Consider the following 14,921-nt stretch of genomic DNA (forward strand, 5'->3'; position numbering starts at 1 on the left):
GCGAAGACAAAATCGCTTTATTGCATCGCGTAGATAAAGTCGCGCGTGCTGCGGATAAGCGGGTGCAGGAAGTGAGTGCCAGCTTGACCGGTGTGTATGAGCAAATTTTGGTCGCCGCCACTGACGGCACGCTGGCGGCAGATGTGCGCCCACTGGTGCGCCTGTCAGTCAGCGTGTTAGTGGAAGAGAACGGCAAACGTGAACGTGGTGCCAGCGGTGGTGGTGGTCGTTTCGGCTATGACTACTTCCTGGAAACGGTTGATGGTGAAGTGCGTGCCGATAACTTTGCCAATGAAGCGGTGCGGATGGCGCTGGTGAATCTGTCCGCGATTGCCGCACCTGCTGGTGCCATGCCGGTGGTGCTGGGAGCAGGTTGGCCGGGCGTGTTGTTGCACGAAGCGGTCGGTCATGGCTTGGAAGGTGATTTCAACCGTCGTGGCAGCTCAGTATTTAGCGGGCAAATGGGTAAGCTGGTGGCTTCAGAGCTGTGTACTGTGGTGGATGATGGCACCATGCAAGGTCGTCGCGGCTCATTAGCTATCGACGATGAAGGGGTGCCGGGCCAATATAACGTGCTGATTGAAAACGGTATTCTGAAAGGCTATATGCAGGATAAGCTGAATGCTCGCCTGATGGGTGTTGCGCCGACTGGTAATGGCCGCCGTGAATCCTATGCCCATCTGCCGATGCCGCGTATGACCAACACTTATATGTTAGCGGGTAAATCAACACCGGAAGATATTATTGCCAGTGTGGAATATGGCCTGTATGCCCCTAACTTTGGTGGCGGTCAGGTGGATATCACCTCCGGCAAGTTTGTATTCTCAACCTCTGAAGCCTATTTAATCGAAAAAGGCAAAATCACCAGCGCGGTGAAAGGTGCCACTTTGATTGGTTCGGGTATTGAGGCGATGCAACAGATTTCAATGGTCGGTAATGATCTGGCGCTGGATAAAGGCGTCGGTGTCTGCGGCAAGGAAGGCCAAAGCCTGCCGGTTGGCGTCGGTCAACCGACCCTGAAGTTGGATAATCTGACGGTGGGTGGTACGGCGTAGGGTTATTAGGGGGAAACGAGATTGGCACCAACCTCTTTTAGTGCTAAGTTTAGTATGAAACTTAGTACTAAAAGGAGTCTGTATGTTAGTTCAACCAATTCTTGCCAACGCGGCTGTCAGTATTAGCGACTTTAAAAAATCACCCAATGCCGCACTCAAAGAAGCGCATGGGCAACCTGTTGCAGTACTGACTAACGGGCATATTTCTGGTTATTATGTTTCGCCGGAAACATGGGAGGTTTTGTCTGAGTATCTGGAAGATATAGAATTGGCCGAGCTTGCTCGTTCAAGAATGGGAGGAAAGCGCATTAGGGTTAAACTTGATGAACTATAAACTTGAGTTTGAAGAGAACGCCCTAAAAGAATTTAAAAAATTAGGTTCGACTCTACAAGTGCAGTTTAAAAAGAAGTTAATCAGCGTATTAGAAAATCCACATATTCCAGCAAATAAATTATGTGGTATGCGTGACTGCTATAAAATTAAGCTCAGGGCATCCGGCTATCGTCTGGTTTATCAGGTGTATGATTATGAGATTATTGTTTTAGTACTTGCAGTAGGTAAGAGGGATAGAACAGAAGTTTATCAAATAGCAAAAACCAGAATTTGATTCTATCCCCCGTAGCTTACCAGGTAAGTTACGGAAAACATCCAGCTTTTGTATCGGCACAAATTGCATCATGAGTTAAGTACCTCATCAATAGTGCGGGGTTGTCTTTTCTCAGTATGAGTGAGTGTTGCTAGCTGTTCCAGCGAATCAACACACTGCCATAGCAAGATAAATTGGCGTAATGAGATCTGGCCGGTAGTTTCAAATTTCTTAATGGTTGTGGCCGGAACCGTACTGCGCTCAGCCAGTGCCTGACGTGACCATTTCCGCTGTTTGCGTTTTTTTCTAACTGTATCAGCCAGTTGCTGTTGGACATCAACAGCAGATAATAGTGTCAAACTCATCATGTCCTCCAAAAATAATAGATACTATAACATCCTTTTTATGCTTTTTTATTCGATAATGGATATTATAGTGTCTTTTTTGAGGTTTTCTAATGGCTCGTTTAAAGATGTCTCTGGTGGTAGTGGTGGGCAAACGTGAAAATGATGCAGTTTATAAAGCGGCGGAAAAACGGTGATGACAATTAATCCTATCGTTGTTGGGTCGTTGTTGTTTATGACTCATACTTTCTCTAATGACAGGAAGGTATGAGTCAGTACATTAAACAATCAGTATTAAGCACGTTTTATTAAGCGTGTTTCATTTTATCGTCGAGTGTTTCAACGATAAAAGCATTAATCGATACCTGATGTTCGGCCGCAGCATGACTTAATCGGTCACCAAAGGATTCAGGATAGCGCAAGGTGAATGTTTTGATTTTTTCCTGATTTGCGTAAGGTTCTATGCCGCTACTCTGACAATCATCCAAATATTCACGTAGAGAAATTTCCCCTTCTTTTTGTAAACCCTGAATGCTATCAGAGACAAAATCACAGTATCCAGATAGCCCTAAAAATTTCCCACGGAACATACCGATTTCAGGAACATAAGTGATAAGGGCTGGTTGTCCGGCGACATTCATTGTATTAGGTGCTGCTATTGTTTGGGACATGGCTTAACTCCTATGCTCTCTAACCATTCTCGCAGGCTGACTACTGCGCCTTTGTCGGTATCGGGGGATGGGTGAGGTCGGTGAAATCTGGCAATGCTATTATTGAGCCGCAATCTTACACGTGAACCATTCCCCTGACTTATCTCTCCACCTAGCGCTTTGATGAGTGATTCAATATCAGACCACTTTATTCCTGTCGGAGCGGGAGACTTAAATATTTTTTCCAGTGTGTTCTTTTGTTTATTCCTCAGATTTGTAACTACACTTTTCATGTGGTCTTCCATGACGTCACTATATGAAATCATTGTAAGTCAGTCCTAAATGAAGTCAAGTTGTGAAGTCATTTTAAGTGTGTCAGGTAGAGGGAAGTGAGCCATTAAGGTGCTTTTAATGGCTCTTTTAAAGATGTCTCTGGTGGTTGCGGAGGTAAACATGAAACTGATGCAGCTTACCAAGCGGCGGAAAAACGGTGATTAATCATATCGCTGTTGGGGAGTCGGTGTATCTCGTTCTTGTATCGGCACAAACTACATCATGCATTTAACACCTCAGTTGTTGTTGGATATGATTGTACTAATCAGCGTTATTGGACCCGACTTATTAACATAAATACCTTATTGGTGTAATGATATTCTTTGTATTTTATTATTTCCTTTTATGACATGTTTCATTTCTGAGTGGGTAATTGGGAAATAGGTAGCGGCTCGTTTTCTGAGTTTATAAGGTTTTTCACTTAAAGCAGACTCATCTTCGCTGGTGAATTTACGCCAGTTATCTTGTATATAAGCATCCTTAGGAGATAATTTCACATTATCTGTAAAAGCACCTTCAATAAATACAGTTTCTATTTCCGGTTGTAGTTGTGACCAATCTAAACTTAATTTACTTACTTTTCGGAAAAATGCATTGATAACCGCAACCCCAATATCTGAATTTGATTCCATTGCAGATTTAAGATTTTGATTGGGGTCGTTGCTATTTAATAGATTGATAAACTGAGTCACGGTGTTTTTTTCCACTGATTTTTTTCTCAACTTACCTGGAGTATTCTTATTAAGAAATCCATATAATCGATACGTGGCTTCATGCTCAGTTTTGGGGTTGGACATTTTATCAAGTTTAATCAGAGAGGTTAGTGATAACTCATCATAATGCTGTGATAAATAACTTCGCCAACTCATTATTAAAGACATGGCGGATTGCTGGCTTTTTATTCCGGTATCTTTCATTAACTCTTTTGATTTTTGTTTATAGTGTTCGTTTTGAGCCGAGTTTAAATTGTCGCCCATATTTTTAAGTGATGAAACGGTTTTTGTGTAATCTTTTTTTAGTCTTTCCATTAAGTCAATGCTGAGGTTCAAATCATCAATACGAAGAATTGGTGTATCAGCGGTTTGATTTTTTGATAGACTATATTCCATTCTGAATGGTTCAAACCCATATATCATTGTTATTGGACTTAACCCATCTACATCCATCAATGTAATTGGATTATTCCTCACCAGGCGATATAAATTAAGCCCATCAATGGTTCCTGCCGGGTCAGCATTTAACCATCTGCCCAGCCATGGCATATAATAACGGAAGCCGTAATAATATAGCCCGGTGGCATCGCGCTCTTTGCCGGAATAACGCACGGTTTTATATTTGGCTTCAATTGTATTGCGAGATGAAAATACGGCGGTGCCGCCAAACGGGTAATACTCTTCCTGACTGATAATATTGCCGTTGTTATCTAATTCTAATAAACTGGAGCCAATTTGGTTATCAAAGCTGTAGCGCAATTGGCCGTTATCAATGCCGTCCGGTTGTCCTTTCTGCCACAATAATACCCGTACCTGCGCCCGCCCGGTGGCCCCGACAGTAATGACCTGAAAATCTTCAGTCAGATTATCGTTATTATGCTGAGTGCGCAGTTCCAGCCCCGGCAAATACAGGACTTTGCTGGTTTGGTGTTGCTGAATACTTTGCTTAACAATACGCATACCGTCGCTGCCATACAGATAGCTTTCACTATCATTATTGGCCGAATTTCCAGCCTCACGCTTAACGGTAATCACCTGCTGCAACTGATTGCGCGCATCCCATTGCAGCGGCTGGCCGGGCTGCAATTGCTGTTGATTACCGGCGGCATCAAACTGGCTACGGATATCGGCGGCAGTCAACCCATCCTGCTGCTGAATGCCGTGGTTACTGGTATGGGAGACCGTGATATGCGTGGTGTACTGGGTTGCACCAGTATGTTGTATTTTCAACAGGTTACCGGCACGGTCATAAGTATAACGGCGGGTATAATTGACCAGCTGGTTTTTGTCGGTCAGTTCTGCCAGTGCAGAGGATTGCTGATTTTGGGCGGTATTGGCATCACATTCACGGCCAGTAGCCTCAATCAATTGATACAAAGCATCATAGCGGTAAGTAGTTTCCGGCACGATTTTCTGATTGCGGTAGAAGCGGGTGGCTTCCGCATCATTATGGATAGCCAGAATATTGCCAACCGGGTCATAATCGTAGCGCAGGTCTTGCAGCAGAGTTGGCCGGTCCTTCAGTGCCGGACGAGTGGTTTTGATGCCGATAAGCCGTTGGGTTTCAGCTTCATAGCGATATTCTGTCACCACGCCATTGCCACTTTCTTCCCACAGTTTTTGCCCGGCGGCGGAATAGGTAAGAGACTTAACAATCACCTGCTCAATACCACCATTGAGAATCAGCCAACTGCCGCGGAGCTGACCGGCGCGGTTATAGGCCATATGTTGAGTATGATTTTTGGAATCAGTTTGGGTGAGCGGCTGACCCAGGGCGTCGGTGCTGCAACGGGTGATAAAAGGTTCGGTATCGAGGCGGGAGGCCCAACTGGCGTTTTCTTCACCAAACCAATCCACCGGCCCAAGGGTATCGGTGAGCAACTGGCGCTGTTGTTGCAATGGCACACCGATGATAGACAGGCTGATAACCTGTTGTAAACCGGCGGTATCGTAATGACGGATACACTGACCGTTGAGGTTGGCGGCTTTATGCTGTTCAGTGTTTTCACCGTAGAAGAAGCGATCGGTAATAGTTTTGATACCCCCTTCGGCTTGCTGTTGATGCTCCAGTGGGCGACCGAGTGCAGGCTCATAGGTCACCCAACTGCGGGTGCCTTTAGCATCCAAATTCATCACCGGTCGGCCTTCAATATCAGTCAGTTGCAGCAGTGTGCCATTATCAACACCCTCGGTGCGTAGCGCGGCTCCGGCAAGGTTGTAGTGATAGAGGAAGTTATCGATTTCAAGCCTGGCATCACGGCTGGCAATCAATTGCCCCCGCGCATTGTAGTGATTGCGACTGATCAGTTCATCGGCTACCGGATTAGCATCCGTGCGGTTATAAGCTAGCGCTCGAATACCCAACCCGCGGTTATCGCTGATGGCGATAGTAGGGTGAGATAATTGGTTATTAATAGCTGCATTCATATATAAATCCTAAATTTTTTATAATGATTATTTACATTGTCACTTTATATAATGGTGAGTCGCTTAGGTGCTTAATAGCAGCACCTAAGCTTTTTCATGTCTAGATAATCAATCGTCCCGTTCTCTTCGCTAATGCATTAACTAAATTCTCAGTTTGAACAGCGTCCATATGTCCTGCGCCTGAAGTGGTAACTTGTCTAAGGATTTTGCTAAACACCATGTGTTTTTTTACCAAGGAGTGCTCTGGATTGCTTTCAAATAAGCTATATGCTTGCTTGAATTCATTACTTTGATCCATTACAAATTTTGAAAAATGAAATGATCCAGATGTGCTGGAATTTAAATGGAAGTTATCATCTGGATTGTCGGTTGTTGGATTTTTTTGGTATAAAGTTGACTTGTTATTTTCATATTCTTTATATGAGTCAGACATTATTTTTTCCAATAGTGGGTTTTTCTTATGAGTTGCAAATGCACTTATATGTACACCTTTCATTCCTCCCCAACGACTGAATACAACCCCTTTTGTTGTGGATATTTGATTGGATAGTAATGTGATTGTTTCTGGTAGTGGTTTTTCATAGACGTCATCTACATCTGTATAAATACCACCTTTTTCGAACATTAAAGGTTTTCTTAGTATGTCTGATGCGGATGCGAAATTTGATCTTTCTCCGGTCATTGCTAAATTAAAATGAGTGTATCTTTTTGTTTTTTTGAATTTTGAAAACCAAGATGATTGCTCGATGTCTTTTATTTTTATACCAGCCTGAGTTAGGCTATTAGTGAACTCAGAAAATTTTTCATCTTTTACTTTAACTAAAATATTTATTTCAATTTCATAAGTTGGATTTATTTCTTTAGTGCGAAGGATGTTTTTTTTATGTTTTTCAAGAGCATTAATATCATTTCCTAACCAAACGTGTCGAATTGTCTTTGGTATGGGCTTCTCTCCAGACAGTCCATTAACATCAAGGAAACTAACCGGGTTATTCCTCACCATACGATATAAATTAAGCCCATCAATGGTGCCTGCCGGATCGCTACTTAACCATCTCCCCAGCCACGGCATATAATAACGTAAGCCGTAATAATACAGCCCAGTAGCATCACGTTCTTTACCGGAGTAACGCACGGTTTTATATTTGGCTTCAATTGTATTGCGAGATGCAAATACTGCCGTGCCACCAAATGGGTAATACTCTTCCTGACTGATAATATCGCCGTTGTTATCCAACTCTAATAAACTGGAGCCAATTTGGTTATCGAAACTGTAGCGCAATTGGCCGTTATCAATGCCGTCCGGTTGGCCTTTCTGCCACAATAATACCCGCACTTGCGCCCGCCCGGCGGCACCCACGGTAATGACCTGAAAATCTTCCGTCAGCTTATTGTTATTATGCTGAGTGCGCAGTTCCAGCCCCGGCAGATAGGTTACTTTAGCGGTTTGGACGGTACTACCAGTGTGTTGAATACTGTGCTTAACCACCCGCATACCATCACTGCCGTACAGATAGCTTTCGCGGTCATTATTGGCTGAGCTGTTAGCGCTACGCTTAACGGTGGTGACCTGCTGCAACTGATTACGCGCATCCCATTGCAGTGGCTGACCGGGCTGTAATTGCTGTTGATTACCGGAGGCATCAAACTGGCTGCGGATATCGGCGGCAGTCAACCCATCCTGCTGCTGAATGCCGTGGTTACTGGTATGGGAGACCGTGATATGCGTGCTGTACTGGCTGGCTCCAGTATGTTGAATTTTCAACAGGTTACCGGCACGGTCATAGGTGTAACGGCGGGTGTAATTGACATATTGATTGCCGTCAGTCAGGGAGATTAAGTCCGGCAGGTTAGCGCTTTGCGCACTGTTTTTGTCGGATTCACGGCCGGTAGCCTCAATCAATTGATACAAAGCATCATAGCGGTAAGTGGTTTCCGGCACGATTTTCTGATTGCGGTAGAAGCGGGTGGCTTCCGCATCATTATGGATAGCCAGAATATTGCCGACCGGGTCATAATCGTAGCGCAGGTCTTGCAGCAGAGTTGGCCGGTCCTTCAGTGCTGGGCGGGTGGTTTTGATACCGATAAGACGTTGGGTTTCAGCTTCATAGCGATATTCTGTCACCACGCCATTGCCACTTTCTTCCCACAGTTTTTGCCCGGCGGCGGAATAGGTAAGAGACTTAACAATCACCTGCTCAATACCACCATGAAGAGTGAGCCAACTGCCGCTGAGCTGGCCGGCACGGTTATAGGCCATATGTTGAGTATGGTTTTTGGCATCAGTTTGGGTGAGTGGTTGGCCCAGGGCGTCGGTGCTGCAACGGGTGATAAAAGGTTTATCATCGAGGCGAGATTGCCAGCTCTGTTCTTCAGCAAACCAGTCCACCGGCCCAAGGGTATCGGTGAGCAACTGGCGCTGTTGTTGCAATGGCACTCCGGTGATAGACAGGCTGATAACCTGTTGTAAACCGGCAGTATCGTAATAGCGGATGCACTGGCCGTTGAGGTTGGCGGCTTTATGCTGTTCAGTGTTTTCAGCGTAGAAGAAGCGATCGGTAATGGTTTTTTGCCCCCCTTCGGCTTGCTGTTGGTGCTCAAGCGGGCGGCCCAGTTGCGGTTCATAGGTCACCCAACTGCGGGTACCCTTAGCATCTAAACTTACTCGCGGTCGCCCTTCAATATCAGTCAGTTGCAGCCGGGTGCCATTGTCGACACCCTCGGTGCGCAGTGCGGCTCCGGCAAGATTATAGTCATAGTGGAAGTTATCGATTTCAAGCCGGGCATCACGGCTGGCAATCAGTTGCCCCACGGCGTTATAACGATTGCGACTGATCAGTTCATCGGCTACCGGATTGGCATCCGTGCGGTTATAAGCTAGCGCACGAATACCCAACCCGCGGTTATCGCTGATGGCGATAGTGGGGGTGTGTTCGCTGATCGATAAATTTTTAGACATAAATTTATTCCTTGCGTTGTTGTAAGAAAAATAGCGCTGACTCACGGTTCGTATTGCAACGAGTCAGTACCAGACGGGTCTGTTCTACATACTGTGGATAATCTCCCCATGTCTTTACATTAAATTTAGGCATCTGGCAGGGGGGCAATAAGGCCGTCGGGAATGGTAAACATTCATTTACCGTTACCGATGGCTTGTTGCTGCATGCGGATAACATCAGCAGGCACAGGCTCATCAGCACAAGGGTTGCCTTTTTGTGCCGCACGCAACTGTTTTTGCAGTTCACTGCTTTTCTCCCCTTCAATGCTTTCTTGTTCCTGAACTTTTTGTAGTTGGGTCGTGGTCATCAACATTTGGCTGTTAAGCCTTTTATTAACCTCCCCCAGCCGGACTATTTGCATATTAAGTTCAATGTTGTCCCGATTAAGGTTTTCCATCTCTCGGGCCATCTGTACCAGCCAAATAGCGACGGCGACTACGGCCAGCGACAGCACGGTTTTACCCAGTACCGATAACAGGTTTAAGTTGATCATGGGTAGACGTCTCTCGGTAGTTCAAAATGTGGGCCATCTTTAAAGGTTTTCCAGTCACCGCCCCATTGCAATGGCAGTTCCATCTCTATTGCCGCTTGTTTCATTGCTTTTGCTACCCACTCAAATGCATGCCAGTCATCCCACGGAATTTGGTTATTAATCAGCGGAGCCAAATCCACGGCATGGCCGGTCAAATGGCGACTGTTAAGGGTTTGACTGCGGCCATTTTTGACCAGTTGCCGCTGGCGTTCGGAAGTGCGGAGGCCTTCGATAACGCGAAAATCGACAGTACAAAGAGTCAGGGCGCGGCGGACAATCAACACCAGGTCGGGATGAATGCCGCGTAGGTTATGTTCACTAATCTGACCAAAGCGAAATGGTGATATATCATTATTCATAGTTGCCTCTACTATTTAGGGGGAATATGTTGCTCAAAAAAACGCTGCCATAAATATTGCAGTGCGGAATTGCCCATTGCCCCGAACAGGCCAGCAACGGCAAAGGTCATATAACGGCTGATGCCACCTTCAAAAGAGATCAATCCACCGATTAACCCAGTAAAGCTGGAAACAATGATCTGGCTTATCACGGCAGCCCAACTCCATTCGTGCTCCTCATTATTTTTATCCAAGATGTAACGAACCAAACCTCCCCATGCAGAAAGCGCGCCGATAATTAACCAAGTGATGAAGAAATCGTCGCCGGGAGCCAAGACGTGCATTTGGTCTACCTATCCTTGTTGGTTATCAGTGAGCCTGACCGCAGAATAAGCCGGTCAGGGTTAATGACTGATATGGTTAACTTTGAATGGCTTCTGCTGCGGTATCGTTCTCATCCTCACTGATCACAAACCACGGGAAGTACTGCGCCCGGCGTAGATAACCTTTGGCGGTAATCACCTTAATTTCACGCCCCAGCGGGTCGTAAACATGGGTGTCGGCATAGGTATCGGTGCGGGCGCTGTCATCGCTGATATAGCGCCAGTTATCAAGGAAGTAAGGTTGATAAGCGCGGATGGCCAACCCTTTGTTGTCATATTCCACCCGGCCAGAAACCACCCAGCGCTGATCGGTAGTTTCAACGGCGGGTTGATTGTTTTTAGTTAACAGATGGCCATTTTCTTGGCGGATATAAGCCTCGCCAGCTTCAACACGCTGTGCTGATTGCAGCGCACGACCAAAGCCATCACTACAGACAATCATTTGTTGATGCTGCTGTTTTTCCGCATTGCGATCATAGCTGTCGGTAACCACCGTCATAGCATGGGGCGGGTGGCGTCGTTGAGTTTGGCTCTCGATCTCCATTCTTATTGCTTCATCGAACGGATACTTACTCCATCGCAGCCATCGGCGGTAGCCGAGAGTGCAGAGATAGCCTTCTTCGGTGATAAATTGGTTTTGAATCAGGATTTCTCGTGTTAAAACCGGTTCTTTGCCCCATTCTTTTTGTTCTTCCTCTGGGTAGCCAGGCATTTCTTCCTGTATGTCTTTTAAATAACTGAGCCAATCAACGATGAGTTTATCTACCGGTTTGATCATCCAACTCACCGGCTGATAAACAGAGAATTGAGCGACAGAAATGACCTCATCTTCTTTTTCAATCGCCTCTTCGATGTTCTTTGGTGCAGTAAATGGCGCATCAGTGAATCCGCTGTCAACCACGCCGCCCTCATGTAATTCCGTTCCCCAGAAACGTGCAGAGGTGACCCGACCAAAGGCATCCAATTCAACCTGATGCAGGTTATCGTTGATATCAGTCAGCTTGTAGGGGGTGATAAAACGATAGTCATATTCGGCGTTAGTGGTACTACCATCGGCCAGTGTGATAGCGGTGACGGCACAATGAGATGCATCCCAGTTAAGGTAAGTTTTACCCACTAATTGAGAGCTCTGCTGTGACTGTGGGCGGTAGAACTCCTGGCTATCGGCATACTCAGTGAAACCACGGCGAGCCACCCACACAGAGATCTCTTCAGTATGATCAAATAGGCGTGGGGCAAGGGTGTAACCTGCGGCTTGCAGTTGTTGATTCTGTTCTTTATCTGTGGGTAGCAGCTCACTTAAAGCCGCGAGGGAACGCTCATCAAACTCAGCGCTTTCGCTATAAATAACCAAACCTTGTAATGGATATTTATGGTGATAGAAAACTTCGCTTTGACCGATATAGACACTTTCAACCGGCGTACCGAGGGTGTTTTCTTTATCAAGAATAGCTTCATAGCTCAGGCCATTAGCCGGAACTGCATCCGCATTATAAATCTGTGCATCACTGCGTTGCTGCCAGGGTAAGCCCAGCAATAGACCATTATCTTCAATAACATGATGATAGGATTGTTGGCTTTCAGTGATACGCAGTAGCCGTTGTTGTTCGTCATAACTGCTGGCCCAGTGATCGGCGGCTAACCAAGAGTAAGGTGTAACGTTATCCTGAGGGCGGCGCGGGTAATTGATGGCAACCGAGTGCAGCGGATGACCATACTCATTGCAGCGCATCACAATTTGCTGGCTGCACTGTGGGTCTTGGGGAATTCGCTCATAATGGTAGCTGAGTTGTTCCAGTGACATCGGCATCACGATGGGCGAGACCGCGATGTTATCAGCGGCTCGGACCTGCCGTACCTGATAACGGGTGCTGCTGGTGGTGTAAGGTACGTCGTTCTGCCCAATATCGTCCAGACCATAGAGTTCACTGTGCAGCGGGCTGCCTTTCAACGCACGGAGCAACCAATAGCGTAGCTCTGGCGTGGTTTCTGCCAATAAATCATCACTATCCGTCCCTTCGTTAAAAGAGGTGAGGCGAGTATGACCTACCTGATAAGCATGTTCGTCGCCCTGCCAGTACTCTTGCTGATAACGGGACTCATCGTCATCTCGACCAGTATGGAACCAACTGCGACTGAGCGATGGTGGGGTACGTTCCTGAGCGGAACCCTGTGCTTCGGCATGGGTATCCAGGGTATCTACCCGGCCAAAACCACGGAATTCGCGTTCTACTCCATCGTAAAAACCGTGGTAGTACCAGGCTTGTTGGCTCAGGCTATTTTGAGTGATTTCATCAAATTGCGTGGTGCGCGCCAATAAATGCATCGGGAAAGGCAGGCCGCAGGCAATGTTCTGTTTTTGACTGTCTGCTGCCGCTTTTTCATCCAGCCAGAACTGGGCTGAACTGCGGTAGGACAGGCGACTCTCAGCCCCCATATTGTTATTGACGGTGCATAACAGATAAGGTTTGGTGGTAGTGAAATCGTAGCGCCAATGGCGGCTGGTCATATGTGGCACACTCAGCAGCAAGCTGGTGACCCCCAGACCTTGCACATCAGCCATGGTCAATTGACAGGTGTTATCGTACAGAACACCGTGTGGTAAGGGCAGTTTTAGTGGGGCGGCAAAGCTGTTGCCGCTCTGATTGCGGTAAATCAGCAAGTGATTGCTGTTGGCATAAATCAAATCAACCGTGCCAGAGCCGTCGATATCGGCCAGCCAGATGTGTTGCGGGTTGAAATCGTCCACGGGCTGATTAAAACCGCTCAATGTGACCGGTTTACCAAAGGTGCCATGACCTAAATTCGGCCAGCAGGTGACGCTATTGTGGCGCACCCGCATCAGATGCTGTTGCCCGCTACCCAGGGGATCACTGAAAGCGACTAATTCAGCGTCACTGGCTCCGGGGATCGGCAGAGCGATAGCTGGGTCTTGATAGACTTGCTGCGCGGCCGCAAAACCATCACGCTGATTAGCATACAGTCGCACACTATTCGGCCCAATCAATGCCAGGTCAGATAAGCCATTGCCAATCAAATCAGCCAATTGGGCTTGTGGATGGAAATACTCGGCGGGCAGTGCCGACAGCGGAGTGAACTGGGTCCAGCTTTCATCCGGGTTGCGGCTGTAATAACCCGCCAGTCCTGGCTGGCTAATAACCCAGTCCAGGCGGCCATCACCATTGATATCCATCAGGCTGGCACTATCACGCAAGGCAGGGATGTTGGGCAGAATTTGTGCCGCGCCGAAGCTGACGCCATCTTCACTGTCAGGGGTACGTACCGGCGAATGATAGTGCCAACTGCCACTGTCTTGATACAACATGCCCGGCAGACCTTCACCATTCAGGTCAACCAACTGATAGTAAGGGCTAAATTTGTCCCATTCAGGCATAGCCTGCCAGTTTGTTTCGACTCCAGTTTGCAGTTCCTGATAATCGAATTCCAGTGGCGGTAAAGTGAGTGCAGTGCCGTCTTGTTCATGTGCCACTTGTTGGCAACTGATTAACTGGCTGGCATAAGGGCTGGCCAGGTAGTTCAGGCGCAAGCGGGAAACCAGTGCCTTGTCGCTTGCATTTTCATCGCCAGACAAGAGTTGCAGATTATGGAACATCAATACCTGTTGGCACAGACGACGGGTACGAATTTCAAAACCGAATTCGTAGCGTGAGAACGGATCCTGACGATCTGACCAGTCAGCACCTGCATCTGGCGGCGGAACCTCGGATAAGGTATTTAGGCGTTCGCCATAATCAAATATCAGAGTAAATAGACATTCATCATCTTTCGAAAATTGGTTTTTGAAAACATAAGGTGTCGTGCTTGATGTCTGATTGCCGTAGCGCACTTGCTTCAAATAGCGCTGCGCGTTGGCTTGCGGGTGAGCAGCTTCTTCTGCTGCATCAATGTTGCTGCTATCTTCGCCTTGATAGTCATAGCAAATATGCTCGCCGGTGGCTGAGATGGACTCTTCCAGTAACCATTCGGCGATATGTTCCAGATGCTCAGGGTCGGCAATACGGGCCAGCGCGGTTTTGCCCAGATAATGCTGCTGACCATCTGTGCTGTACACCTGCCAAAAAGCCGTCTGGTCAGCGGTGGTGTCTTTAGGTTGCCAGAATTCGATGCGATCAAAACCGCCCTCGACGCGTGGCTGATAATGGGTAACCGTAAAATTAATTGAGTTATGACTTTGATCTACAAAAACTTTATCTGATACAGAAACCGCGATGAGTGTTTCACCATTGGGGCCAATAAACTCATCACGACTATCATAATAAGGCACGCCACGATCGGTGCGACGGCGAATCGACATGATGCCCAAATTCCAGCCGAGGCCGAACGGGCCATTACCGCTGCCGCTGCTGTAACTCAGAGCGAGTGCGGGTGCATAGCCGCGGCCCGCAGAAATAGGTAAAGGCACGGTTAAGCTGGCTAATCCGCTTGGGCCGATAGCACCCAGTGATTCTCCCATTCCGCTAATAGCACCGCCCCCTTTAGGGAGCGATAATGGCGCTACACCAATCTGTTGTTTGTTGTTTTCCATAATGGACTCCTGTC

Annotated in this window: 13 protein-coding genes; 3 read left to right on the plus strand and 10 right to left on the minus strand. The window is 47.0% G+C overall.

The window, feature by feature from the left end:
• The 3 genes from tldD to ACNSO8_RS17020 form a co-directional block, all read left to right on the plus strand.
• On the plus strand, positions 1 to 1,055 hold a 1,055-nt coding region (gene tldD / locus ACNSO8_RS17010), incomplete at its 5' end, for a metalloprotease TldD (protein WP_418395326.1).
• Between the two features lie 82 nt (positions 1,056 to 1,137).
• A complete protein-coding gene (locus ACNSO8_RS17015) occupies positions 1,138 to 1,389 on the plus strand; it encodes a prevent-host-death protein (RefSeq protein ID WP_418395327.1) in 252 nt (83 codons plus the stop codon).
• On the plus strand, positions 1,379 to 1,663 hold the full coding sequence (locus ACNSO8_RS17020) for a type II toxin-antitoxin system RelE family toxin (protein WP_418395328.1): 285 nt from the start codon (positions 1,379 to 1,381) through the stop codon (positions 1,661 to 1,663). The genes ACNSO8_RS17015 and ACNSO8_RS17020 overlap by 11 nt, the downstream gene beginning before the upstream one ends.
• Positions 1,664 to 1,731: 68 nt before the next feature.
• Here ACNSO8_RS17020 and ACNSO8_RS17025 read toward each other — a convergent pair whose 3' ends face one another.
• From ACNSO8_RS17025 to ACNSO8_RS17070, 10 genes are all read right to left on the minus strand, one after another.
• A complete protein-coding gene (locus tag ACNSO8_RS17025) occupies positions 1,732 to 2,010 on the minus strand; it encodes a transcriptional regulator (RefSeq protein ID WP_418395329.1) in 279 nt (92 codons plus the stop codon).
• 284 nt (positions 2,011 to 2,294) lie between these two features.
• Positions 2,295 to 2,657, minus strand: coding sequence for a type II toxin-antitoxin system HicB family antitoxin (locus tag ACNSO8_RS17030; protein WP_418395330.1), 363 nt, complete (start codon positions 2,655 to 2,657; stop codon positions 2,295 to 2,297).
• Positions 2,642 to 2,929 (minus strand): type II toxin-antitoxin system HicA family toxin, encoded by a 288-nt coding sequence (locus ACNSO8_RS17035; RefSeq protein ID WP_418395331.1) that lies wholly within the window; start codon positions 2,927 to 2,929, stop codon positions 2,642 to 2,644. The genes ACNSO8_RS17030 and ACNSO8_RS17035 overlap by 16 nt, the downstream gene beginning before the upstream one ends.
• 342 nt (positions 2,930 to 3,271) lie before the next feature.
• A complete protein-coding gene (locus ACNSO8_RS17040; protein ID WP_418395332.1) occupies positions 3,272 to 6,109 on the minus strand; it encodes an RHS repeat domain-containing protein in 2,838 nt (945 codons plus the stop codon).
• A gap of 100 nt (positions 6,110 to 6,209) precedes the next feature.
• Positions 6,210 to 9,068 (minus strand): RHS repeat-associated core domain-containing protein, encoded by a 2,859-nt coding sequence (locus ACNSO8_RS17045; RefSeq protein ID WP_418395333.1) that lies wholly within the window; start codon positions 9,066 to 9,068, stop codon positions 6,210 to 6,212.
• A gap of 4 nt (positions 9,069 to 9,072) precedes the next feature.
• Positions 9,073 to 9,303 carry an Rz1-like lysis system protein LysC gene (gene lysC, locus ACNSO8_RS17050; RefSeq protein WP_418395334.1) on the minus strand — a complete coding sequence of 77 codons (231 nt, stop codon included), beginning with the start codon at positions 9,301 to 9,303 and terminating at the stop codon, positions 9,073 to 9,075.
• Positions 9,242 to 9,601, minus strand: coding sequence for a DUF2570 domain-containing protein (locus tag ACNSO8_RS17055; protein ID WP_418395335.1), 360 nt, complete (start codon positions 9,599 to 9,601; stop codon positions 9,242 to 9,244). Before ACNSO8_RS17055 ends, lysC begins: the two co-directional genes overlap by 62 nt.
• On the minus strand, positions 9,598 to 9,999 hold the full coding sequence (locus ACNSO8_RS17060; protein ID WP_418395336.1) for a M15 family metallopeptidase: 402 nt from the start codon (positions 9,997 to 9,999) through the stop codon (positions 9,598 to 9,600). The genes ACNSO8_RS17055 and ACNSO8_RS17060 overlap by 4 nt, the downstream gene beginning before the upstream one ends.
• Positions 10,000 to 10,010: 11 nt before the next feature.
• Entirely contained in the window at positions 10,011 to 10,322 is a 312-nt protein-coding gene (locus tag ACNSO8_RS17065) for a phage holin family protein (RefSeq protein WP_418395337.1), read from the minus strand.
• A 76-nt stretch (positions 10,323 to 10,398) separates the two neighbouring features.
• Entirely contained in the window at positions 10,399 to 14,907 is a 4,509-nt protein-coding gene (locus ACNSO8_RS17070; RefSeq protein WP_418395338.1) for a SpvB/TcaC N-terminal domain-containing protein, read from the minus strand.
• Positions 14,908 to 14,921 lie beyond the last annotated feature (14 nt).

The sequence above is a fragment of the Yersinia sp. LJYL362 genome (assembly GCF_048323875.1).